The organism is Massilia sp. DJPM01 (genome assembly GCF_030348125.1).
Lineage (GTDB): Bacteria > Pseudomonadota > Gammaproteobacteria > Burkholderiales > Burkholderiaceae_D > Telluria_A > Telluria_A frigida.
On record NZ_JAQOZV010000002.1, the window covers coordinates 107,632 to 128,518 of the forward strand.

At 62.1% G+C, this 20,887-nt stretch carries 25 protein-coding genes and 1 tRNA gene; 14 read left to right on the plus strand and 12 right to left on the minus strand.

All coding sequences use genetic code 11. The annotated features are described in order from the left end of the window. Positions 1 to 108: 108 nt before the first annotated feature. From PO883_RS01870 to gpmA, 4 genes are all read right to left on the minus strand, one after another. A complete protein-coding gene (locus PO883_RS01870) occupies positions 109 to 852 on the minus strand; it encodes a molybdopterin-synthase adenylyltransferase MoeB (RefSeq protein ID WP_289308246.1) in 744 nt (247 codons plus the stop codon). A gap of 25 nt (positions 853 to 877) precedes the next feature. Further along, positions 878 to 2,371 carry a S41 family peptidase gene (locus tag PO883_RS01875; RefSeq protein WP_373890023.1) on the minus strand — a complete coding sequence of 498 codons (1,494 nt, stop codon included), beginning with the start codon at positions 2,369 to 2,371 and terminating at the stop codon, positions 878 to 880. 77 nt (positions 2,372 to 2,448) lie between these two features. After that, entirely contained in the window at positions 2,449 to 3,963 is a 1,515-nt protein-coding gene (locus PO883_RS01880; protein ID WP_289308248.1) for a peptidoglycan DD-metalloendopeptidase family protein, read from the minus strand. Positions 3,964 to 3,978: 15 nt separating this feature from the next. After that, a complete protein-coding gene (gene gpmA, locus PO883_RS01885) occupies positions 3,979 to 4,725 on the minus strand; it encodes a 2,3-diphosphoglycerate-dependent phosphoglycerate mutase (RefSeq protein WP_289308249.1) in 747 nt (248 codons plus the stop codon). Between the two features lie 145 nt (positions 4,726 to 4,870). Here gpmA and PO883_RS01890 point away from each other — a divergent pair, with 145 nt between their 5' ends. The 5 genes from PO883_RS01890 to PO883_RS01910 all read left to right on the plus strand — a co-directional run bounded on the left by PO883_RS01890 (position 4,871) and on the right by PO883_RS01910 (position 7,787). Beyond that, positions 4,871 to 5,272 (plus strand): rhodanese-like domain-containing protein, encoded by a 402-nt coding sequence (locus PO883_RS01890; RefSeq protein WP_289308250.1) that lies wholly within the window; start codon positions 4,871 to 4,873, stop codon positions 5,270 to 5,272. A 13-nt stretch (positions 5,273 to 5,285) separates the two neighbouring features. Then, on the plus strand, positions 5,286 to 5,549 hold the full coding sequence (grxC, locus tag PO883_RS01895; protein ID WP_167084225.1) for a glutaredoxin 3: 264 nt from the start codon (positions 5,286 to 5,288) through the stop codon (positions 5,547 to 5,549). Between the two features lie 148 nt (positions 5,550 to 5,697). Then, entirely contained in the window at positions 5,698 to 6,171 is a 474-nt protein-coding gene (secB, locus tag PO883_RS01900) for a protein-export chaperone SecB (protein ID WP_099873667.1), read from the plus strand. Between the two features lie 126 nt (positions 6,172 to 6,297). Beyond that, positions 6,298 to 6,741, plus strand: coding sequence for an SH3 domain-containing protein (locus PO883_RS01905; RefSeq protein WP_289308251.1), 444 nt, complete (start codon positions 6,298 to 6,300; stop codon positions 6,739 to 6,741). Positions 6,742 to 6,746: 5 nt separating this feature from the next. Continuing rightward, positions 6,747 to 7,787 (plus strand): NAD(P)H-dependent glycerol-3-phosphate dehydrogenase, encoded by a 1,041-nt coding sequence (locus tag PO883_RS01910; protein ID WP_289308252.1) that lies wholly within the window; start codon positions 6,747 to 6,749, stop codon positions 7,785 to 7,787. Positions 7,788 to 7,838: 51 nt separating this feature from the next. On the opposite strand, the gene PO883_RS01915 is transcribed toward PO883_RS01910, so the two are convergent. From PO883_RS01915 to mscL, 5 genes are all read right to left on the minus strand, one after another. Further along, complete coding sequence (locus PO883_RS01915) at positions 7,839 to 8,552, minus strand: transporter substrate-binding domain-containing protein (protein ID WP_289308253.1); 714 nt, start codon at positions 8,550 to 8,552, stop codon at positions 7,839 to 7,841. A gap of 64 nt (positions 8,553 to 8,616) precedes the next feature. Further along, complete coding sequence (locus PO883_RS01920) at positions 8,617 to 8,943, minus strand: cupin domain-containing protein (RefSeq protein WP_289308254.1); 327 nt, start codon at positions 8,941 to 8,943, stop codon at positions 8,617 to 8,619. Between the two features lie 11 nt (positions 8,944 to 8,954). Beyond that, complete coding sequence (locus PO883_RS01925) at positions 8,955 to 9,644, minus strand: DUF2461 domain-containing protein (RefSeq protein ID WP_289308255.1); 690 nt, start codon at positions 9,642 to 9,644, stop codon at positions 8,955 to 8,957. Between the two features lie 33 nt (positions 9,645 to 9,677). Continuing rightward, a complete protein-coding gene (locus PO883_RS01930) occupies positions 9,678 to 10,871 on the minus strand; it encodes a trypsin-like peptidase domain-containing protein (protein ID WP_289308256.1) in 1,194 nt (397 codons plus the stop codon). Positions 10,872 to 10,884: 13 nt separating this feature from the next. Next, a complete protein-coding gene (gene mscL, locus PO883_RS01935; RefSeq protein WP_289308257.1) occupies positions 10,885 to 11,304 on the minus strand; it encodes a large conductance mechanosensitive channel protein MscL in 420 nt (139 codons plus the stop codon). Between the two features lie 294 nt (positions 11,305 to 11,598). Between mscL and petA the strand changes: the two genes are divergently transcribed. From petA to PO883_RS01965, 6 genes are all read left to right on the plus strand, one after another. Further along, positions 11,599 to 12,207, plus strand: a complete 609-nt coding sequence (gene petA / locus PO883_RS01940) for a ubiquinol-cytochrome c reductase iron-sulfur subunit (protein WP_167084239.1) — start codon at positions 11,599 to 11,601, stop codon at positions 12,205 to 12,207. 1 nt (position 12,208) lies between these two features. Next, complete coding sequence (locus tag PO883_RS01945; protein WP_289308258.1) at positions 12,209 to 13,621, plus strand: cytochrome bc complex cytochrome b subunit; 1,413 nt, start codon at positions 12,209 to 12,211, stop codon at positions 13,619 to 13,621. 29 nt (positions 13,622 to 13,650) lie between these two features. Continuing rightward, the gene (locus PO883_RS01950) at positions 13,651 to 14,412 is read left to right on the plus strand and encodes a cytochrome c1 (RefSeq protein ID WP_289308259.1); all 762 of its coding nucleotides are present in this window, start codon (positions 13,651 to 13,653) and stop codon (positions 14,410 to 14,412) included. 98 nt (positions 14,413 to 14,510) lie between these two features. After that, a complete protein-coding gene (locus tag PO883_RS01955) occupies positions 14,511 to 15,122 on the plus strand; it encodes a glutathione S-transferase N-terminal domain-containing protein (RefSeq protein WP_054265664.1) in 612 nt (203 codons plus the stop codon). A gap of 105 nt (positions 15,123 to 15,227) precedes the next feature. Continuing rightward, positions 15,228 to 15,752 carry a ClpXP protease specificity-enhancing factor gene (locus PO883_RS01960; protein WP_289308260.1) on the plus strand — a complete coding sequence of 175 codons (525 nt, stop codon included), beginning with the start codon at positions 15,228 to 15,230 and terminating at the stop codon, positions 15,750 to 15,752. A gap of 26 nt (positions 15,753 to 15,778) precedes the next feature. Beyond that, positions 15,779 to 15,854: transfer RNA gene (locus tag PO883_RS01965), tRNA-Thr, on the plus strand. Positions 15,855 to 15,953: 99 nt separating this feature from the next. On the opposite strand, the gene PO883_RS01970 is transcribed toward PO883_RS01965, so the two are convergent. The 3 genes from PO883_RS01970 to PO883_RS01980 are packed head-to-tail and all read right to left on the minus strand — an operon-like array spanning position 15,954 to position 18,033. Beyond that, on the minus strand, positions 15,954 to 16,682 hold the full coding sequence (locus tag PO883_RS01970) for a PP2C family serine/threonine-protein phosphatase (protein WP_289308261.1): 729 nt from the start codon (positions 16,680 to 16,682) through the stop codon (positions 15,954 to 15,956). 8 nt (positions 16,683 to 16,690) lie between these two features. Continuing rightward, positions 16,691 to 17,383: a hypothetical protein gene (locus tag PO883_RS01975; RefSeq protein ID WP_289308262.1), complete on the minus strand. Its 693-nt coding sequence runs from the start codon at positions 17,381 to 17,383 to the stop codon at positions 16,691 to 16,693. Continuing rightward, the gene (locus tag PO883_RS01980; RefSeq protein WP_289308263.1) at positions 17,380 to 18,033 is read right to left on the minus strand and encodes a hypothetical protein; all 654 of its coding nucleotides are present in this window, start codon (positions 18,031 to 18,033) and stop codon (positions 17,380 to 17,382) included. The genes PO883_RS01975 and PO883_RS01980 overlap by 4 nt, the downstream gene beginning before the upstream one ends. A gap of 280 nt (positions 18,034 to 18,313) precedes the next feature. Here PO883_RS01980 and PO883_RS01985 point away from each other — a divergent pair, with 280 nt between their 5' ends. From PO883_RS01985 to PO883_RS01995, 3 genes are read left to right on the plus strand one after another with little or no spacing between them, the layout of a single operon-like run. Beyond that, positions 18,314 to 18,802 (plus strand): carboxymuconolactone decarboxylase family protein, encoded by a 489-nt coding sequence (locus PO883_RS01985; protein ID WP_289308264.1) that lies wholly within the window; start codon positions 18,314 to 18,316, stop codon positions 18,800 to 18,802. After that, the gene (locus PO883_RS01990) at positions 18,795 to 20,039 is read left to right on the plus strand and encodes a patatin-like phospholipase family protein (protein ID WP_289308265.1); all 1,245 of its coding nucleotides are present in this window, start codon (positions 18,795 to 18,797) and stop codon (positions 20,037 to 20,039) included. The genes PO883_RS01985 and PO883_RS01990 overlap by 8 nt, the downstream gene beginning before the upstream one ends. Next, complete coding sequence (locus tag PO883_RS01995) at positions 20,023 to 20,805, plus strand: 3-hydroxybutyrate dehydrogenase (RefSeq protein ID WP_289308266.1); 783 nt, start codon at positions 20,023 to 20,025, stop codon at positions 20,803 to 20,805. Before PO883_RS01990 ends, PO883_RS01995 begins: the two co-directional genes overlap by 17 nt. The last annotated feature ends 82 nt before the right edge of the window (positions 20,806 to 20,887 follow it).

The following is a 20,887-nucleotide window of genomic DNA, read 5'->3' on the forward strand; positions in this document are numbered from 1 at the left end:
AATGTCATAAAGACAAATGAACAAATGACCATGTCTGGCTTGAGGGAGGCAGGGCGGGCGCGTGAAAACGGCATACCTGGCGCGAAAAAATATATAGCCGCGCCCGGCTCAAGCGCACACCGGACAGCCGGGATTGCGCGCCACGCCGATGCTGGTCCATTCCATGCCGCGTCCGTCGAGCAGCAGCAGGCGCCCGGCCAGCGATTGGCCGACCTGCATCACCAGCTTGAGCGCTTCGGCCGCCTGCATCGCGCCGATCACGCCCACCAGCGGCGCGAACACGCCCATGCTGCTGCAGGCGGCATCCTCGAAGCGCTGGTCTTGCGGGAACAGGCAGCTGTAGCACGGCGAATCGGCGCGGCGCGGGTCGAACACGCTGATTTGCCCGTCAAAACGGATCACCGCGCCCGATACCAGCGGCACGCGGCGCGCCACGCAGGCGCGGTTGACGGCGTGGCGGGTAGCAAAATTGTCGCTGCAATCGAGCACCACCGAGGCCTGCCCCACCAGCTCGGCCAAACGGACATCGCCGGCCCGCTCGCGCAGCGCCACCACCTCGATCTCGGGATTGAGCGCCAGCAGCGATGCACGCCCGGACTCGGCCTTGGGCTGGCCGATGCGCTCGCTGGTGTGCAAAATCTGGCGCTGCAGGTTGGTCAGGTCGACCACATCGTCGTCGACCAGCACGATGCGCCCGATCCCGGCCGAGGCCAGGTACAGGGCCGCCGGCGAACCGAGCCCGCCGGCGCCGATCACGAGCGCGCTCGCCGCCAGCGCCCGCTGCTGGCCTTCGATGCCTATGTCATCGAGCAAGATGTGGCGCGAATAGCGCAGCAGCTGGTCGTCGTTCATCGCGTGCCGGTTCCGCTGTGGCGCATTATTTCTTGACGCCTTTGTTCAGTTCCGGCGGCTTCACGTCCGGCACCGGCTTGACGGCCGCCTTGTCCTTCGATTTTTCGGCTTCCTTGCCGTGCACCGGCTCGACTTTCGACAGTTTGACCGGCAAGCCCTTGAAATGGTTCAGGGCCTGGGCCAGCTGGAAGTCATCCTTGCTGCCGAATTCGAGCGGCTTGCGGGTGCGCGCGAGCGCCTGGGCATGCTGGTCTTCTTCGAGTTCGTCGCGGCGCGCTTTGGCCGGGTCGATGCTATCCTTGCCGCTGCCGTCGGACAAGTGTTTTTCCAGGTCGGCTTCGCGCACGCGCAGGCGGTTCAAGCCATCGCCCTCGGCGGTTTCGTCGACCATCACGTCGGGCACGATGCCCTTGGCCTGGATCGAACGGCCGTTCGGGGTGAAGTAGCGCGCGGTGGTGAGCTTGACGGCGGTATCCTTGGTGAGCGGGCGCAGGGTTTGCACCGAGCCCTTGCCGAAGGTCTGGGTGCCCATGATGATGGCGCGCTTGTAATCCTGCAGGGCGCCGGCGACGATTTCCGAGGCCGAGGCCGAACCGGTGTTGACCAGCACGATCACCGGCACGTTCTTGAGCGCGGCCGGCAGCTTGGCCAGCGGATCGGCGCCGCTGCGGGCGGCGTAGAACTCGCGCCGGCCGTAGAACACTTCGTTCGAGTCGCGGCGCTGGCCGGCGGTCGAGACGATCGGCTTGTCATGCGGCAGGAACGCGGCCGACACGCCGATCGCGCCCGGCAGCAATCCGCCCGGATCGTTGCGCAAGTCCAGCACCAGGCCCTTGAGCTTGGGATCCTGGGCGTACAGGGCGTTGACCTTTTTCACCATGTCGTCCACGGTCTGTTCCTGGAACTGGCTGATGCGCAGCCAGCCGTAGCCCGGCTCGACCATCCTGGCCTTGACGCTCTGGACCCGGATTTCCTCGCGCACCAGCGGCACGATCCAGGGCATGTCGTCGCCCTTGCGCGCGATGGTCAGCACCACACGGCTTTTCGGCTCGCCGCGCATTTTCTTGATCGCTTCGTCCAGCGACATGCCCTTGATCGGGGTGCTGTCGATGCGGGTGATCAGGTCGCCCGCCTTGATACCGGCGCGAAATGCCGGCGAATCTTCGATCGGGGTGACGATCTTGACGTAGCCTTCTTCCATGGCCACTTCGATGCCAAGGCCGACGAAGCGGCCCTGCATGCTTTCCTGCATTTCACGCAAGGCTTTTTTATCGAGGTAGACCGAGTGCGGGTCGAGCGAGGCCACCATGCCGGTGATCGCTTCGGACAGCAGCTTGCGGTCTTCGACCGGCTCGACGTAATCGGTCTTGATCAGGCCGAAGACATCGGTGAGCTGGCGCAGCTCGTCGAGCGGCAGGGGCGCGCTGCCGGTTTTTTGCGCCATGGCGGAAAACTGGAAGGATGCGGCGACGCCGGCCACCATGCCAAAGCCGATCAGGCCGATACTTTTGACTTTCATTCTTACACCCATTCTGAATACCGTCGGAAGCAACAGCGAAGCGCACGCGGGCCGTTCGACCCGCATGACGTGTTGACCTAAAAGTTCACCCAGCCCGCCGGATCGACCGCCGCGCCCTTGTGCCTGATTTCAAAGTATAGCCCCGATTCTTCGTTGCCGCCGGTGTTTCCCGCGCTGGCGATGGAGTCGCCGCCCTTGACGGCGTCGCCCTCGCGTTTCAGCAAGGCCTGGTTGTTGCCGTAGATGGAGAGGTATTCGCTGCCATGGTCGACCAGGATCAGGTTGCCGAAGCCGCGCATCCAGCGCGCGAACACCACCCGCCCGCCTGCCACGGCGCGCACTTCGCTGCCTTCGGCGGCCTTGATGAACATGCCTTTCCAGCTCGGTCCGCTGCCGCGCTTGGCGCCGAAACGGGCCGCCAGCTTGCCCGACACCGGCGTGCGCAGCTTGCCGCGCAGGCTGGCAAAAGCGCCTTCCGGCATGGCCGGAGCGAGCGCGATGTCGGGCTTACGCGGCGCGGCCGGTTCCGCTTTCGGCTCGGGCGTCTGTGCGACCACGGGCGGCTCGTCATCGTCGATCGGGTCCATCGGCACCGGAACCGGTACCGGTGCAATCTTGGCGCCGGTGCGCGGGTCGAGCTTGGGCGGCTTTTTGGCCGCTTCGCGCGCCAGGCGTTCGCGCTCGCGTTCGCGTTCACGTTCGCGCTCGGCCTTGCGTTCGGCCTTGCGTTCGGCCTTTTTCGCCTCTGCCAGCAGACGGGCCTGTTCGGCGGCCTTGGCGCGCGCGGCGGCCAGCGCTTCCTGGCGGCGCTGCTCGGCGGCTGCCGCTTCGGCCTGTTCCTTGATCAGTTTGGAAAGCTTGTCGACCAGCCCGGCCATGCGCTGTTCGTCGCGCTCCAGGCCGCCGATTTCCTTGCGCTGTTCGGCCAGGCGGTTCGACAGGGTGCCGAGCAAGGCGGCGCGGCGCGCCTTTTCCTTTTCCAGCACGGCTTTCTGCTCGCGCTCTTCCTGGGCGATTTCATTGAGTTCCTCGCGCGCATTTTCAGCCTTGTCGCGGTTGCTGGCGACGGCAGCCAGGTTGCCATGCAGCGAACCGAGCAGCTTGGCCTGGGCCTTGGAGACATAGGCCATCAATTGCAGGTCGCGGTTGATGCGGTTCGGATTGTCGCCCGACAGCAGCAGCTTGATGCGGTCTTCATTGCCGGCCACGTATTGCTCGCGCAAGAGGCGCGCCAGTTGCTGTTTCTGGCTGGCGATGGTGTCGGCCAGTTGCTGTTGCGAGGCGGCCAGTGCGGCCACGGTGGCATTGGTCTCGCTCTGTTCGCCGGCCAGCTCGCGCAGCTGGCGGTTGGCGTTGGAAATGGCTTCCTCGGACTCGGCCAGGGTATCGGCCGCGTCCTCGCGTTCGCTTTCAGTCTTGCTGACTTCGCGCTTGAGTTCGGCCAGCTTTTGCTGGATGCCGGCGCGCGTCTTCTCCGCCAGCACTTTCTGCTTGCTGCGTTCGGTTTGGCGGGGAGCAGGCGCGGCGGCGGCACTGCCTGTCAACACGGCCAGGAGCGCGCACAACAGCGCCCCGGCCGCTAACTGCTTCACATGACGATACAAAACTTACTTGGCCTTCCCTTGGTTGGCCACGGCCGCGACGGCGGCGGCGATGGCGTCCTGGTCGCCCAGGTAGTAATGGCGGATCGGTTTCAGGTCGGCGTCGAGCTCGTACACCAGCGGCTGGCCGTTGGGAATGTTGAGGCCAACGATGTCTTCATCGCTGATGCCATCGAGCATTTTGATCAGGGCGCGCAAGCTGTTGCCGTGGGCCGAGATCAGGATGTTCTTGCCGGCCCGGATGGCCGGGGCGATTTCTTCATCCCATACCGGCATCACGCGCGCCACGGTGTCTTTCAGGCATTCGGTCAGGGGAATGCTGTCCTTCGGCACGCCGGCGTAGCGCGGATCGTTGAAGGAAGTGCGCTGGTCGGACGCTTCCAGCGCCGGCGGCGGGGTGTCGTAGCTGCGGCGCCAGACCAGCACCTGGGCGTCGCCGTACCTGGCGGCGGTTTCGCCCTTGTCCAGGCCTTGCAGGGCGCCGTAGTGACGCTCGTTCAAGCGCCAGTCATTCTTGACCGGCAGCCACATCATGTCCATGTCGTCCAGCGCCAGCCACAAGGTGCGGATGGCGCGCTTGAGCACCGACGTGTAGGCCACGTCGAAGGTGAAGCCGGCCTGCTTGAGTACCTGGCCGGCGCTGCGCGCTTCGCGCACGCCTTTTTCGGTGAGGTCGACGTCGGTCCAGCCGGTGAAGCGGTTCTCAAGGTTCCAGGTGGATTCGCCGTGGCGCATGAAGACAATTTTGTACATAAGCAATTTTCAAGAAGGTGGAAGAAGAAAAACTTGAAGCGACATTGGTGAATGCAAGATGCAAGGCGTCAGTGTAAAGGGTAAGTGTAAACAGATCCGGCTTCTATTTTATAATGCGCGGATTGTCCTAAACCATTGGAACCCCGTGAAATTCATTATTGACAATATTTTTATCGTCAGCATCGTCGTGCTGTCGGGTGGCGCCCTGCTCTGGCCGGCGCTGCTTCCGCGCGGCAAACGCGCTTCCACCTTGCAGGTGACCCAGCTCATGAACCGCGGCAAGACCGTGCTGGTGGACGTGCGCGATGCCGAGGAATTTGCCAAAGGGCATTTGCGCGACGCGAAAAACATTCCGCTGGCAGACTTGGGGTCCCGCATTGCCGAACTCGACAAAGCAAAAAACAAGACCATCGTCGTCATGTGCCAGACCGGCGCGCGTGCCGACAAGGCTACCAAGATCCTCGAAGCGGCCGGTTTTGCCGACGTGTTCAGCCTCGATGGCGGCCTGACCGCATGGCAAGCCGCTGGCTTGCCGACCGCTAAGTAAGAAAGGAAACACCATGACAGCCCATGTAGTGCTCTACCATACCGCCTCCTGCCCGTACTGCGTGCGCGCCGAACGCTTGCTCGAAGCGAAGGGCGTGACCGACATCGAAAAGATCCGTGTCGACCTCGACCCGGACCAGAAAGTCGTCATGATGAACAAGACCGGACGCCGCACCGTGCCCCAGATTTACGTGGGCGATACCCATGTCGGCGGTTTCGACGATTTGTATGCGCTGGATCAACAAGGACGCCTCGATCCCTTGTTAAAAGGGGTTTGAGCGGCATATAGACCCGAATGCAAGTCGATTGATTGCGCAAAACTATTTCAAGCCGTATGATTTTGCTACAATTGCCGTCGCGTTTGAAGTCCAAGCACAGAGGGGACGGCGTGTCGCCGTTCTGTTAATTTCTCAACGAAAGCGTTCCATGTCTGACGAAAATCTGCAACCCGTATTCCAAATCCAACGCGTCTACCTGAAAGACATGTCGCTGGAACAGCCGAATTCCCCAGCTATCTTCCTCGAACAAGAAGCACCCTCGATCGAAGTGTCGCTCGACGTTGGCGCCGAAGCCATCGCCGATGGCATCTACGAGTCGACCGTCACCATCACCGTGACCGCCAAGGTCAAGGACAAGGTTGCGTTCCTGGTCGAAGGCAAGCAAGCCGGTATCTTTGAAGCGCGCAACATCCCTGCGGACCAGATGGATCCCCTGCTGGGAATCGGTTGCCCGAACATCGTTTACCCTTACCTGCGCGGCAATATCGCCGACGTGATCACCCGTGCCGGCTTCCCGCCTGTGCATCTGGCCGAGATCAATTTCGAAGTGTTCTACCAGCAGCGCCGTCAGGCGCTGGCTGAAGCAGCCGCCGCTGCCCCAGCTGACACCGCAGCACACTAAGCACGACCGCAGGGTGGGCCAGGCCGCCCGCGCGCATTCGCTGCGCGCGGGTCCTGCCCGGGCACGGCTCGCGCCGGCGCCCCTGGCGGCCGCCCCACCCTGCACTCTCACGGCGAAGGCCACGCAATGACAATTCCCCGTTTTCTCTTCAGTGCCGCATTCGTGCTGGCAAGTGCCGCGGCGCACGCGCTCGATTTCAAGACCATCGGCGCGCCTAGCGTGATCCTGTACGACGCGCCCTCCGTCAAGGGCGGCAAGCTGTTCATCGCCCTGCGCGGCATGCCGGTCGAAGTCGTGCTCACCTATGGCGAATGGGTCAGGGTGCGCGATGCGAACGGCGACCTGGCCTGGGCCGAAGCGAAGTCGCTGAGCGCGCGCCGCAATGTGGTGGTGCGCACCGCCAACGCCAAGGTACGCGGCGGCGCCGACAGCGATGCCAGCCTGTTGATGACGGCTGACAAGGGCGTGCTGCTGGAACTGATCGATGCCCAGACTTCCAGCTGGATCAAGGTGAAACATCGTGACGGCATCACCGGCTATATTCGCGCTACCGACGTGTGGGGCATCTGATTCCCATGCCGAGCAGCGCCTCCAGCGTGTCACCACGCAAGATTACCGTCCTCGGCGCCGGGGCCTGGGGCACGGCGGTCGCCATCGCCCTGGCGGCGCGCCATGATGTGCTGATGTGGGGCCGCAATGGCGGCGCCATGGCAGCCATGGCCGGGGCCCGCGAAAACAGCGCCTACCTGCCCGGCTGCGCCTTTCCGGCCGCGCTGCACGTGACGTCCGACTTCGAGGGCGCGCTGGCCCATGTGCTGGGTACGCCCGAGACGGAGGCGCCGCTGCTGATCGCCGCCTGCCCGGTGGCCGGGCTGCGCCCGCTCCTGATGCAGCTCAAACCCCACGCAATTTCGCATATCGTCTGGCTTTGCAAGGGTTTCGAGGGCGATACCGGCTTGCTGCCGCATCAGGTGGTGGCCGAGGTGCTGGGCAGCCAGGTGGCGGGCGGAGCCTTGTCGGGTCCCTCGTTCGCGCAGGAAGTGGCGCGCGGCTTGCCGTGCGCGCTGACGGTGGCCTCGCGCTCGGACATGCTGCGCGAGCGGGTGGTGTCCAGCGTTCATGGCGGCAATATCCGCGTGTATTCCTGCGACGACCTGGTCGGCGTGGAAGTGGGCGGCGCGGTCAAGAATGTGCTGGCGATTGCCACCGGCGTGGCCGATGGGCTGGGACTGGGCTTGAATGCGCGCGCCGCGCTGATCACGCGCGGGCTGGCTGAAATTACCCGCCTGGGCATCGCGCTGGGCGGCACGCCGGCCACCTTCATGGGCTTGACCGGGATGGGCGACCTGATTCTCACCTGCACCGGCGACCTGTCGCGCAACCGCCGCGTGGGCCTGGGCCTGGCGCAAGGCAAGGCGCTCGACACCATCGTGGCCGAGCTCGGCCATGTGGCCGAAGGCGTGCCGTGCGCCAAGGCGGTGCGGGCGCTGGCGCACACGCTGGGCGTGGACATGCCGATCACCAATGCGGTGGCCGGCGTGCTGTTCGATGGCGGCACGCCCAAGGCGATGCTGGCGCAGTTGCTGGCGCGCGATCCGCGCGATGAATTGAGCTGAGCCGCAAGCCAGGCGCGGCGCTCAGCGCGCCAGCGCCATGCGCGGCCGGCACTAAGGCAGGGCGGCGCGCGCGCCCTGCTTCTGCAACTTCTCGATGGTCTTGTCCGCCTTCATCGCTTGCAGGGCCGTCACCAGCGCCGGCACCAGCGCGGCGTGGTTCTTGTTGACATAGTGGTAGACCGGGAACGAGGCCAGCGCCGGCGCGAGCACCCGCACCTCGTCGATCTTGAGGGTCTCGGCGGCCGCCAGTCCCGCCAGGCGGTTGCCGACCACGACATCGGTGCGTCCCATGGTCAGCTTCTGGAAAGCCTGTTCCATGGTCGGCACCGCTTCGGTCTTCATGCCCGCCGTATTCTCCTTGACGATCTTGATGCCGCGCACATAGCCGATGGTGTACGGCCGCAGGCTGTCCCAGCCGCCGACGACGAAGTCGGTCCCGCGCGTGAAGATCACGATTTCATAGGTGAGCAAGGGCACCGGGACGATCATCAGGTTGGGATAGTCGCGTTCCATGCCGACCTTGCGGTACAACTCGCCATCCATCCTGCCTTCGTTGGCCATGACCAGGGTGCGTTCCCCCGGCAGCTTGTGCACCACCAGCCGGCGGCCGATGCGGCGGTAGGCTTCCGCCATCACCAGTTCGGCGATGGCGGAGGCCGGATCGCTGCCGACCAGGGTCGATACGTGCATGTCGGGCGCGGCGGCGGCCCCCGGGGTCATGACGCTCAAGGCAAGCGCCAGTGTCAGCAAGCTGCGACGGTCCACGATCGTCTCCGGAAGTATGCACTCAGCATCATATTACTCCTTCCGTTGCGCCGTGACACGCTCGCTATGTCAGCAAAATGGTCAGCAAGGCCACCGCATCGTCGTTCGCACGCAAGCCGTGCGGCACGCCGCCCAGCAGGTACAGCATCTCGCCCGGGCGCAGCACGACGCTCTTGCCGTGCGCATCGCAGACGATCTCGCCCTGCAGGCAGAGCAAGGTAATCTCGCCGTCCACCTTGTGCACCGGCATGTCGCGGTCCTTGGGCAGCACCAGCCGGATCAGTTCCATATGCGCGGTCTTGGCCAGCGCGACCGAGGTGAAATGGGCGATGTCGTCGTCGCCCCGCTTCAGTGGTATCAGCTCGCCCGAGGCGGCATGTTGTAAGGCCATGACGTTTTCCTTTATTCTTCCGCGTTGCTCGTTTCCACGCTGCGCAACCAGGTGACCAGCGCGAAGGCATCCTTGAGGCCGCGCGCCAGCTGCGGCACCAGCTGGTCTGGCTGGTTGAGCTTGAGATCGACCTCGGTCCAGACAAAAAAGCTCTTGAGCTTGAGGTACTCGACATGCACGTGCTGCGCATCGAACCCCTTGGGCGGCCGCTGCAGCTTGTCTTCTTCCTGCAAGTGGCCGAAGGTGGCGCGCATGGGTTTATTCTTCAGCAATTTGGCAAAGCCTGTCGCGTCGTTGACGATCTGCTCACGGATGGCTTTCAGGCGCGGCGCCGGCGGCAAGTATTCGCCGGCGCCGAACAGCAGCTTGCCGCTGCCATCGATCTGGAAATAATAGGTCGACCCGCCACCGGCGCTGGGGCGGCGCAAATCCTTGGGCGTGATGCCGGCCGAAAAGCGCGTCTTGTACGGGCTCTTATCGTTGGCGAAGCGGATGTCGCGGTTGATGCGAAACATCGCTTTCTTGGGATTGCAGGCGGCCACCTGCCGGTCGAACTTGCTCAATGCGCTGATCAGTTCGGTGACGACGGCCAGGAATTCTTCGCGCAAGATATCGTAGCGCGGTTTGTTCATGATGAACCAGGGGCGGTTATTGTTCTCGCTTAACTCGGTCAAAAACTGCGTCAGGTCGCGCAAATGCATGCTGTGGTTCCAAAAAAATGGGGAGGAGCGAAATTACTGCGGCCGCGGGCGCTTGCCGACGGTGACGTCGACCGTTGCCGCACGGTTCTTGCGCATCACGGTCATTGTAGCCTTGCCGCCGGGCGCAAGCTGGGAGATCAGCTTGAGCGTCTCGACCGTGCTGGCGGCCGGCTTGCCGGCCACGGTGAGCACGATGTCGCCGGGGAGCAGGCCGGCGCGGTCGGCCGGGCCGTTGCGCACCACCCCGGCGATGATGGTGCCGCTTTGGCGCGCCAGCCCGAAGCTGTCGGCCAGCTCGGGCGTGATGTCCTGGGTTTCGATGCCGATCCAGCCGCGCACCACGGCGCCATGGCCGATGATGGCCTCCATCACGGCCTTGGCGGTGGTGACGGGAATGGCGAAGCCGATCCCGACCGAGCCGCCGCCCTGGGAATAGATGGCCGAATTGATGCCGAGCAGGTTGCCGTTGGTGTCGACCAGCGCCCCGCCCGAATTGCCGAAGTTGATGGCGGCATCGGTCTGGATGAAGTTTTCGAACTCGTTGATGTGCAGATTATTGCGCCCGACCGCGGAGACGATCCCCAGCGTGACGGTCTGGCCCACGCCGAAGGGGTTGCCGATGGCCAGCACCACATCGCCCACGCGCACCGCCTCGTCATTGCCGAGCACGATCGCGGGCAGCTTGCGCACATCGATGCGGATCACCGCCAGGTCGGTCTCGGGGTCGCTGCCGACCAGCCGCGCCGGCGCCTTGCGGCCGTCGGCCAGCACCACCTCGATGTCGTCGGCGCCTTCGATCACATGGTTGTTGGTCAGGATGTAGCCGTCCGGACTGACGATCACGCCGGAGCCGAGGCTGGAGCGCTGTTCCCCGGGCGGCAGGCGGTCGCCGAAAAAGCGCCGCAACAGCGGGTCGCGCAGCAGCGGATGGGCCTGCCCGCGTTGGGTGCTGGCGAGGATGTTGACGACGGCGGGCATGGCGCGCGCGGCCGCCTCGCGGTAGCTGCCCGGGGCCGGTTGCGCGCCGGGCGCCTGCAGCACCGGCACGCCGCTGGCGACCTGGCCTGGCTCGACCCGGTCAGGCTCGCCCCGGTCAGGCGCGACCCGGTCAGGCGCGACCCGGCGCGGGGGCAGGCCGGGCCAGTCGGGACGCAGGGCCACGGCCACGAAATACAGTGCCAGGGCAACCGTGACCACCTGGGCGAACAACAGCCATAAGCGCCGCATCGCGCCCTCCGCTCTATTTTTTGAGGGAATCCCGGATCTCGCGCAGCAGCAGCACGTCTTCGGGGGTCGCGGCAGCCGCCACGGCGGGCGCTTCCTCGGCGCGGCGCAGCTTGTTCATCAGGCGGATCATCTGGAAGATGATGAAGGCCAGGATGATGAAATTAAGCAAGATGGTCAGGAAGTTACCGTAGGCAAGTACGGCGCCCGCCTTCTTGGCTTCGACCAGGGTCAGGTTCATGGCCTGGTTATTCAGCGGCAGGTAGTAATTGGCAAAATCGAGTCCGCCGAACAGGCGGCCAATGGGCGGCATGATGATGTCTTGCACCAAGGAATCGACAATCTTGCCGAAAGCACCACCAATGATCACGCCGACCGCCAGGTCGACCACATTACCCTTCATTGCGAACTGCCGGAACTCGCCCATCATCGTCATTTTTGACCCCAGGATTGTGAAATAGCCATGCCGATCATACCCCCACTGGCGTTAGAAACCAAACCGCGGCATCGGTTCCCGCCGCAGCGGCATCTTGCCGCGCGGGCGCCCGCAGGCACGGCAATTGCGCGCATTGGGCGCCCGAATCGTTTCAAAATGGCGATGATTCGCTCTTGACAGGCGCGCGTGCAACATTTTTTCTTTAACTCGCCCCCCTATTCCCTTATAATTTAAGGTTGCTAGAAGCTCTAAGTAGCTTTTTAAGATTTCGCATTTTGACTGATTGGGGTTGGTATGAGTAACGAAAAGCAGGTCGATCCGGGCCGACGCGTCATGCTCGCCGCTACGTGCGCGGCGGGTGGTGTTGTCGGTTTGGCCACGGCGGGAGCCTTGGTAAGCACATTCCAGCCGTCGGAGAAGGCAAAAGCCGCTGGCGCGCCGGTGGAAGTAGACATTACCGGCATGGCTGCCGGCGAAATGAAGACCGTCGAGTGGCGCGGCAAACCCGTGTGGATCCTGAAGCGTTCGCCCGACATGGTCGCTTCGCTGAAGAAGACCGACGGCGTGGTCGCCGATCCGAAATCGGAACGGACCCCGGACGCGCTCACGCCCGAATACGCGCGCAACGAACACCGTTCGATCAAGCCGGAATACCTGATTGCGGTCGGTATCTGCTCGCACCTGGGCTGCTCGCCAACCTCGAAGTTCGCTGAAGGCGCCCAGCCTAACCTGCCGGACGACTGGGCCGGCGGCTTCCTGTGCCCTTGCCACGGTTCGACCTTCGACCTGGCCGGCCGCGTGTTCAAGAACAAGCCGGCACCGGACAACCTCGAAGTGCCGCGCCATATGTACTTGAGCGAGAACAAGCTGATCATCGGCAAAGACGAGAAAGGCGAGGCATAACATGGCCGCTTTTAAAGAAACAAAGTTCCCCGCGAATGCGCCGGTGGCCGACAAGGCGCTGGGCTGGGTGGATGACCGTTTTCCGCTGACCAAGCTGTGGAACGACCAGTGGGGCCAGTACTACGCTCCGAAAAACTTCAATTTCTGGTACATCTTCGGCTCGCTCGCGATGCTGGTGCTGGTGCTGCAGATCGTCACCGGCATTTTCCTGACCATGCACTACAAGCCGGACGCCCTGCTGGCCTTCGGTTCGGTCGAATACATCATGCGCGAAGTACCGTGGGGCTGGCTGGTGCGCTATATGCACTCGACCGGCGCCTCGGCCTTCTTCATCATTGTCTACCTGCACATGACGCGCGGGCTGCTGTACGGTTCCTACCGCAAGCCACGTGAACTGATCTGGCTGTTCGGCTTTGCGATCTTCCTGTGCCTGATGGCGGAAGCCTTCTTCGGCTACCTGCTGCCATGGGGCCAGATGTCGTACTGGGGCGCCCAGGTGATCGTCAACCTGTTCGGTGCGATTCCTTTCATCGGCCCTGACCTGTCGCTGTGGATCCGCGGCGACTACGTTGTGTCGGACGCGACCCTGAACCGCTTCTTCGCCTTCCACGTGATCGCGATTCCGCTGGTTCTGCTGGGCCTGGTTGCTGCCCACCTGATCGCGCTGCACGAAGTCGGCTCGAACAATCCTGACGGTATCGAAGTCAAGGAAACCCTGGGTCCGGACGGCCATCCGCTCGATTCGATCCCATCGCATCCTTACTACTCGGCGCACGATCTGTTCGGCGTGTCGGTGTTCCTGCTGATCTTCAGCGCGGTGGTGTTCTTTGCCCCGGAAATGGGCGGCTACTTCCTGGAGTACAACAACTTCATCCCGGCCGATTCGCTCAAGACCCCTGCGCACATCGCGCCGACCTGGTACTTCACGCCGTTCTACTCGGTGCTGCGCGCCACCACGGCCGACTTCATGTACGTGCTGATGGGTGCGATCGCCCTGTACGTGGCCTTCATCTGGGTCAAGACGCGCCTGCCATTCCTGGTCAAGGCCGCGATTGCCGGCGGCGCGCTGCTGGTCATCATCGGCATGCTGCCGCAGGTGCTGGACGCGAAGTTCTGGGGTGTGGTGCTGTTCGGTTCGTCGGTGATGATCATCGCCGCCCTGCCGTGGCTGGACCAGTCCCCGGTCAAATCGATCCGCTACCGTCCTGACTGGCACAAATATGTGTACATCGTGTTCGGCGTCTCGTTCGTGCTGCTGGGCTACCTCGGTACCCAATTGCCGACCGCCATCTTCACGATCATGTCGCAAGTGTGCACCCTGTTGTACTTCGGATTCTTCATGTTGATGCCTTGGTGGAGCTCGATGGGCACCTTCAAGCCGGTGCCGAAACGTGTGACGTTCCATCCGCACTAATCGACGACATCTCAGCAAAAGGACAAGACATGAATTTTCCGAAGAAACTGATCGCCATGCTGGCATTGCTGCCGGCGCTGGCATTCGCCAACGAAGGCGGCCACAAGCTGGACAAGGCGCCGGAGCGCCCCAGCCTGACCTCGCTGCAGAACGGCGCCAAGCTGTTCGTCAACTATTGCCTGAACTGCCACTCGGCGTCCTCGATGCGCTACAACCGCCTGAAAGACCTGGGGCTGTCGGAAGAGCAAATCAAGGAAAACCTGTTGTTTACGGGCGATAAAGTCGGCTCCCTGATGACGACCGCGCTGCGCCCGGCCGACGCCAAGGAATGGTTCGGCGTGATTCCGCCCGACCTGTCGGTGATCGCCCGCGCCAAGGCTTCCTCGGCCGGCTCCGGTCCCGACTATCTGTACACCTACCTGCGCACCTTCTACAAGGACGAGACCCGTCCGACTGGCTGGAACAACCTGGTGGTGGCGAACGTGGCCATGCCGCACGCCATGTGGCAGTTGCAGGGCGTGCGTACGCTCAAGACAGCCGAAGAAAAAGATCCGCATGATGAAAGCAAAACCGTGCACAAGGTTCTTGGTTTCGAGCAAGTCACGCCGGGCAGCCTGACGCCACTGCAATTCGACGAAGCGACCGCCGACCTGGTTGCCTACCTCGAGTGGATGGCCGAGCCGGCCGCGGCCACCCGCAAGTCGCTGGGCGTGTGGGTCCTGTTCCTGATGTCGATCTTTGCCCTGTTCGCGTGGCGTCTGAGCGCGTCGTTCTGGAAAGAAGTCAAGTAAGCCAGCAAGCAAGTCATTCATTGCCCGCGACGTCAGCGGGCACATTTCGGGGTGATCCGCTCGTCGTTTCACCCCTTTGTTTCTAAGGAACTATAAAAATGATGGTTCTCTACTCCGGCACCACGTGCCCATTCTCCCAACGCTGCCGCCTGGTCCTGTTTGAAAAAGGCATGGACTTCGAAGTGCGCGATGTGGACCTGTTCAACAAGCCTGAAGACATCTCGACGATGAATCCGTACGGCCAGGTACCGATCCTGGTCGAGCGCGAACTGATCCTGTACGAATCGAACATCATCAACGAGTACATCGATGAGCGCTTCCCGCATCCGCAGCTGATGCCGGCCGATCCGCTGATGCGCGCGCGCGCGCGCCTGATGCTGTTCAACTTCGAGAAAGAACTGTTCGTCCATGTGCACGTGCTCGAAAGCGAGCGCGCCAAGGCCAACGACAAGAGCCACGACAAGGCGCGCGCGGAAATCCGCGACCGCCTGACCACGCTCGCGCCGCTGTTCCTGAAGAACAAGTACATGCTCGGCGACGAATTCTCGATGCTCGACGTGGCCGTCGCCCCGCTGCTGTGGCGCCTGGATCACTACGGGATCGAACTGTCGAAGACGGCTGCGCCGCTGATGAAGTACGCCGAGCGCATCTTCTCGCGTCCGGCCTACATCGAAGCGCTGACCCCGTCCGAGAAAGTCATGCGCCGCTGATCGGCGGCTGCCCTTTCGCCACTTTCGTTACACGCCAGTCACAACGCCTTCGGGCGAATCGCAGTAGACTGGCGTGTACACGTCGTACCACACCACTACCAGAACATGCCCGACATCTCAACCAAGCCCTATATGCTGCGCGCCATTTACGAGTGGTGTACCGACAGCGGGTTTACGCCCTACCTCGCCGTGAAGGTCGACGCCGCTACCACGGTGCCGATGGAATACGTCAAAAAAGGCGAAATCGTACTCAATATCAGCTTCGGCGCCACCTCGGGCCTGAAGATGGACAATGACGCGGTCCAGTTCCATGCCCGCTTCGGCGGCGTCTCGCGCGAGATTTACGTCCCGGTGCAAAATGTGCTGGCGATTTACGCGAACGAGAACGGCCAGGGCATGGCGTTCGAGGTGAGCAGCACCGCATCCGAGAACGCGGCGGGCCAGCCGACCGACAGTCCGCTGTCGAGCGTGCCGTCGCTGGCCAAGGCGCCGGCTACGGCGCTGTCGAGCGTGCCGGACACAGGGTCGGAGACTGTGCCGACGGGCGTGCCGGCCACGGCGCCGTCGCCGGACGACAACAACGATCCGCCTAAAAAAGGCGGCCGTCCGACGCTCACGCGCATCAAATAGCGTATAATCGCGGCTGTAAAAGTTTCGCCGACTTAGCTCATTTGGTAGAGCAGTTGATTTGTAATCATCAGGTGGCCAGTTCGAAACCGGCAGTCGGCACCAGAATTTAGCAGCAAGATGAAGGGGTACATGTTCAGTCATGTATCCCTTTTTTTATCTGTAGCTAAAGCGAACTTTTGGTATGGGCCGTTCGCTCGTTGATTACACGGCTCTCACTCTGACGTAGAAGTTATCGGCGCCGCCCGTCCGAGCAAGGCTCGCCTCCTCCCATCGAATTGCCAGTCGACTAACGTCGTCATCGCAATTCAAATCCGGCATCCAATCGATGCCAAAAAAATCTGACTGCACCGACGTCGGCAATCCTGCCCAGAATCCGTCAGTAACCAAAGCAGCACCGTGAAAATATTCGTAGCCCAATTCTGTTACTTGTGGATCGCAAGAACCTTTTGTACGGAAAGTGCGCGTGAGCTGATTTCTAGCTTCATGGATGCGTAGTTCTTCCTCCGCCAAGGGCTTGAGGGCCGTTGCAAGACAGTGCACAGGTGTCTTCCATTCAATCCGAGACTCCTTGTCTTGAATACCGGCCCGGCAATCACCTGCATGGACCGCGAAGAGGAGCTTTTTTTGGGAAAAAACGGCGGCCAAGAAGGAGGCTGCCGACCTGGGCGCTCGTACATCGCGTAAACGGTGATATGCATCCTCAACCCATTGCTCGACGTCGGCACTGTCGGGTTGGTGACGTAGGCCGACTGCGCGGTCCACCAGCACTGTAACCAGTGCTCGTGCCAGATCTCCGCTTCTTGGTCTGGAAAACACTCCATCTGCAATAACAGCAAACAGATAATCCTCTCCCAACGCGATACCTGCGCAATCTTGATTTGCGCTACGTTCTGTCCCAATATTGCTGCGCCAATTCCAATGAAAAGCCATATCTGTTCTTATTTCCTTGCCAGCGATTCAAACCGATCAAAAATAACGGCTGATCGGTCCGTATCGCTTTTCACCGCAGATTCTACCGCATACTCAAAGCCATTTTCCCGGAGAAATTCCTGTATAGATGAGCTCACATATTTTTCAAAACAACCGCCAATTGCAGCGATCTCTTCTATCAATGTTTCCCTGCCATCGACAAGAGTGATGATGTCTTCGATGTCTCGACTCGTGAAGAAATCATTATTTCCACGCCCTTTAAACGCCTCAATTTTTGTGGCCACAAAATAAGGCGCACTAACTATGCGAATCTTATGCGTACTTGGAAGTTCAAACCAAATTGCAGACTCAATTGCCGGGGCGTACCAGCGGTTACTGTAGCCCAAAATTTTCTCATCGGTCGGCATGACGTCCACAATCAATTCACCAAGCCGCCAGCGGCACTGAATGTCATCCTGTATCGACACCTTAAAGCCGCGTTTCTGAAGTTCCACAGATAGCTTCGCATAGGCGGCATAGTTCATCACATCAACAATCAGGTCCACGTCATCGGTTGCCCGTACTTGTTCCTTTGAAAATTCGTCAGTGATAAGTAGCCCTACCACGCATCCACCTACGAACGCCGAGGTTTCCAACAGTGCGGGCCCCAAGGCCTCAGCTGTCTGCTCCAACATCCAAATGAGTCGCTCATTTGTGTTCATATGTTCCCCAATGCTCCCGATAACTCATCTGTTGCAATCTTTACCTCCCGAAGCTTGCCAAATCGAATGGCGTCGACCAGTGCAATCAGTTCGTAGAAAATAGGATCGTATCGTACTGCGAAGGGAACTGCTTTGTGGATTGGTTCTAAAGTGAGCCCCGTCGCATTACCGCGTGCATCAGGCCAGACGTAAATATGTTCGCCTGCGCTGATAAGTTTTGACGCTAATACAGGTGCAGCAAAACCGGTAGGAATCCCCCGTGCCAAACTGCCTTCTTGTCCCGGGAAGACGTATTTAAGTCCGTGGACTAAAAACTCTGTAAGAGCCTTACTGGACGGTACCGGGCGGATACCGTTTCTTGGCTTACGCAAGAGACCGCAGTATAAGGCGCGTCGAACTGCCTGATTGCACTCTGAGGCGCTGAGCCCGACGCGCTTGGAAAGCGTCGCGTACGTCCACTCAAATAGGGCATGTCCAGCGGGGTCGAAACGCATTTCGTATTGTGCAGTCTCAATGGGATCTGCCTCCCATCCCGCCCATGCGCTCAAGAGTGCGGCCGGGGCCGGGACATGGTCCTGCTTTCGCCGTTCCTCGTAGAGGTGCAGGCTACATAACTTTAGCGAGATTAAAATATCTTGACTCTTGAGCATATCCTTACTCCCATCCATTTCACATTCGCGAATAGCGAATACATTACCCACAACTGAACCATCATGTCAATGGAATTTCATGAGCCAATCCCAAATCAAGGCAAATTTTAACCAGAAATTTCAACCGGCCGCACGATACATCCGACCAATTTTCGCCTCAGTAAGCGCCTGTATTCTTTGGCAACGAGCTGAAACGATCCTCCCGCGCCGGCCGGCGCCGCGCGCCCCAGGCATGGACGGGTTCGGCTTCCCCCGTTGCCAACCACGCCAGAAAGCCGCCATGCGCCTGCCCCTCATCTCCCCTTCCGAGCTCACGCCCGAACAGCAACCCCTGTACGACGACATGCGCAAGGGCATCGCCTCGAACTTCAACGCCTTCGTCTCCCAGCGCGAGGATGGCGCCCTGATGGGGCCATGGAACCCGTGGCTGCCCGATAATGTGCGCCAGATCGCCATCCTGGTGGTCGGCGCCCGCTTCGACGCCGCCTACGAGCTGTACGCCCACATCGCCGTGGCCGAGGCCGAAGGCATGCCGCTGGAACGCCTGGCGACCCTGGTGGCCGACCTCAAACCGTCCGACCTGAACAAGGAAGAAAGCGTCGCCTACGCCCTGTGCCGCGGCGGCCTGCTGCCCGAGCCGATCTACCGCCTGGCGCTGGCCACCTTCGGCCAGAAAGGCACGAATGAACTGATTTACCTGGTCGGACTCTATTCCATGGTATCGACCACGCTCAATGGTTTCGACGTTCCGGTGCCCGCACATGCGTGACGGATCAACCCAAGGAGGTCCTCATACCCGCGCCACCGCCCCGCCCGAAGCGGCGCGCCCGTGCGCCACGCCCTTCGGCAGCATCGCCCTGCTGCTGCAAGGCGGCGGCGCGCTCGGCGCCTACCAGGCCGGCGTCTACGAGCGCCTGCTGGAAGCGGGCATCGAGCCGACCTGGGTGGCCGGCATCTCGATCGGCGCCATCAACAGCGCCATCATCGCCGGCAACCTGCGCGCGGAACGGGTCGCCAAGCTGCGCAGCTTCTGGGAAAAGGTCAGCAACGCCGACGACGGCGGCGCCAGCGATGACTGGACCGGCCTGCTCACCGGCGACGCCATGCGCGGCTGGGCCAACCAGATGGCGGCCGGACGCGTACTCTCGCACGGCGTACCCGGCTTCTTCCAGCCGCGCATGCCGCCGCCCTATCTGCCGCTGGCCAACCGCGGCGCCACCAGCTATTACGACACCTCCATGCTTGAAGGCACGCTTAACAATCTGGTCGACTTCGACCGCATCAACAGCCAAGAGATGCGGCTGAGCGTTGGGGCTGTGAACGTGCGCACCGGTAACTTCGCCTACGTCGACAACGCGGTCGACACCATCTCCGCCAGGCACATCATGGCCAGCGGCGCACTGCCGCCCGGCTTCGACGCGGTCGAGATCGATGGCGAGCATTACTGGGATGGCGGGCTGGTCTCGAACACCCCGCTCGACTGGGTGCTGTCGGCGCGCTCGGGGCTCGATACCCTGGTGCTGCAGGTCGACCTGTGGAGCGCCAGCGGCGAACTCCCGCGCGACCTGACCGAGGTGGCCGTGCGCATGAAGGAAGTGCAGTTTTCCAGCCGCACGCGGGCCGCCACCGACAAGTTCCGCAACATGGCCGAGCTGCGCACCGCCTTCAAGGAACTGCTGGCCCAGATGCCGGCCGCGCTGGCCGCCACGCCGCAGGCGCGCCTGCTGGCCGAGGCCTCCGACGACGCGGTGTATAACATCGTCCAGCTGGTGTACCGCTCGCCCAATGACGAAGGCCAGTCGAAAGACTTCGAGTTTTCGCGCCGCACCATGAACGAACACTGGCGTTCAGGCTACGATGATGCAGCGCTGACCCAGTCGCATCCGCAGATCATGGCCTTGCCGGCGGCCGGGCAAAGCCCCGCCATTTATGATTTCCTTACTTCCCGGCACGCAAGTGCCGCCACCAACACGTTGAAAGAGGTGTCCCATGAACTTGCAGGATAAAGTTACTGTCATCACCGGCGCCGCCAGCGGCATCGGCAAGCACATCGCCCAAGTCTACTTCGACAGCGGCGCCAAGGTCGTCATCGCCGACCTCAACCTCGAAGCGGCCCAAGCCGCCGCGAAAGAACTCGACCCATCCGGCGAGCGCAGCATGGCGGTGGCCATGAACGTCACCAGCGAAGAGGAAGTCGACAGCGGCATCGCGGCCGTCGCGGCGCGCTTCGGCGGCATCGACGTGCTGGTCTCGAATGCCGGCATCCAGATCGTGGCGCCGCTCCAGGACTTCGCCTTCGCCGACTGGAAGAAGATGCTGGCCATCCACCTGGACGGCGCATTCCTGACCACGCGCGCCTGCCTGAAAGTGATGTACGCGCAAGGCCGCGGCGGCAGCGTGATCTACATGGGCTCGGTGCACTCGAAAGAGGCGTCGCCGCTCAAGTCGGCCTATGTCACGGCCAAGCACGGCCTGATCGGCCTGTGCAAGGTGGTCGCCAAGGAAGGCGCGGCGCACGGCGTGCGCGCCAACGTCATCTGCCCCGGCTTCGTGCGCACGCCGCTGGTGGAAAAACAGATCCCCGAACAGGCCAAGGCGCTCGGCATGTCGGAAGCCGACGTGGTCAAGAACGTGATGCTCAAGGAAACCGTCGATGGCGAATTCACCACCGTGGACGACGTGGCGCAGACCGCCCTGTTCCTGGCGGCGTTCCCGAGCAATGCGCTGACCGGGCAATCGATCGTGGTCAGCCATGGCTGGTTCATGCAGTAAACCGGCAACCGGCCGGCGCCGTACGCCCCGCGCCGTTCCGTATTAAGATGGTGGCGCCCGCCCTCGCGGCGAGCGCTGCCGC

Coding starts and splice junctions, on each gene's coding strand:
- PO883_RS01870 (WP_289308246.1), bottom strand. CDS start 852: ATGAACGACGACCAGCTGCTGCGCTATTCGCGCCACATCTTGCTCGAT.
- PO883_RS01875 (WP_373890023.1), bottom strand. CDS start 2,371: ATGAAAGTCAAAAGTATCGGCCTGATCGGCTTTGGCATGGTGGCCGGC.
- gpmA (WP_289308249.1), bottom strand. CDS start 4,725: ATGTACAAAATTGTCTTCATGCGCCACGGCGAATCCACCTGGAACCTT.
- grxC (WP_167084225.1), top strand. CDS start 5,286: ATGACAGCCCATGTAGTGCTCTACCATACCGCCTCCTGCCCGTACTGC.
- secB (WP_099873667.1), top strand. CDS start 5,698: ATGTCTGACGAAAATCTGCAACCCGTATTCCAAATCCAACGCGTCTAC.
- PO883_RS01905 (WP_289308251.1), top strand. CDS start 6,298: ATGACAATTCCCCGTTTTCTCTTCAGTGCCGCATTCGTGCTGGCAAGT.
- PO883_RS01910 (WP_289308252.1), top strand. CDS start 6,747: ATGCCGAGCAGCGCCTCCAGCGTGTCACCACGCAAGATTACCGTCCTC.
- PO883_RS01920 (WP_289308254.1), bottom strand. CDS start 8,943: ATGGCCTTACAACATGCCGCCTCGGGCGAGCTGATACCACTGAAGCGG.
- PO883_RS01925 (WP_289308255.1), bottom strand. CDS start 9,644: ATGCATTTGCGCGACCTGACGCAGTTTTTGACCGAGTTAAGCGAGAAC.
- PO883_RS01930 (WP_289308256.1), bottom strand. CDS start 10,871: ATGCGGCGCTTATGGCTGTTGTTCGCCCAGGTGGTCACGGTTGCCCTG.
- mscL (WP_289308257.1), bottom strand. CDS start 11,304: ATGACGATGATGGGCGAGTTCCGGCAGTTCGCAATGAAGGGTAATGTG.
- petA (WP_167084239.1), top strand. CDS start 11,599: ATGAGTAACGAAAAGCAGGTCGATCCGGGCCGACGCGTCATGCTCGCC.
- PO883_RS01945 (WP_289308258.1), top strand. CDS start 12,209: ATGGCCGCTTTTAAAGAAACAAAGTTCCCCGCGAATGCGCCGGTGGCC.
- PO883_RS01950 (WP_289308259.1), top strand. CDS start 13,651: ATGAATTTTCCGAAGAAACTGATCGCCATGCTGGCATTGCTGCCGGCG.
- PO883_RS01955 (WP_054265664.1), top strand. CDS start 14,511: ATGATGGTTCTCTACTCCGGCACCACGTGCCCATTCTCCCAACGCTGC.
- PO883_RS01960 (WP_289308260.1), top strand. CDS start 15,228: ATGCCCGACATCTCAACCAAGCCCTATATGCTGCGCGCCATTTACGAG.
- PO883_RS01970 (WP_289308261.1), bottom strand. CDS start 16,682: ATGGCTTTTCATTGGAATTGGCGCAGCAATATTGGGACAGAACGTAGC.
- PO883_RS01975 (WP_289308262.1), bottom strand. CDS start 17,383: ATGAACACAAATGAGCGACTCATTTGGATGTTGGAGCAGACAGCTGAG.
- PO883_RS01980 (WP_289308263.1), bottom strand. CDS start 18,033: ATGCTCAAGAGTCAAGATATTTTAATCTCGCTAAAGTTATGTAGCCTG.
- PO883_RS01985 (WP_289308264.1), top strand. CDS start 18,314: ATGCGCCTGCCCCTCATCTCCCCTTCCGAGCTCACGCCCGAACAGCAA.
- PO883_RS01990 (WP_289308265.1), top strand. CDS start 18,795: ATGCGTGACGGATCAACCCAAGGAGGTCCTCATACCCGCGCCACCGCC.
- PO883_RS01995 (WP_289308266.1), top strand. CDS start 20,023: ATGAACTTGCAGGATAAAGTTACTGTCATCACCGGCGCCGCCAGCGGC.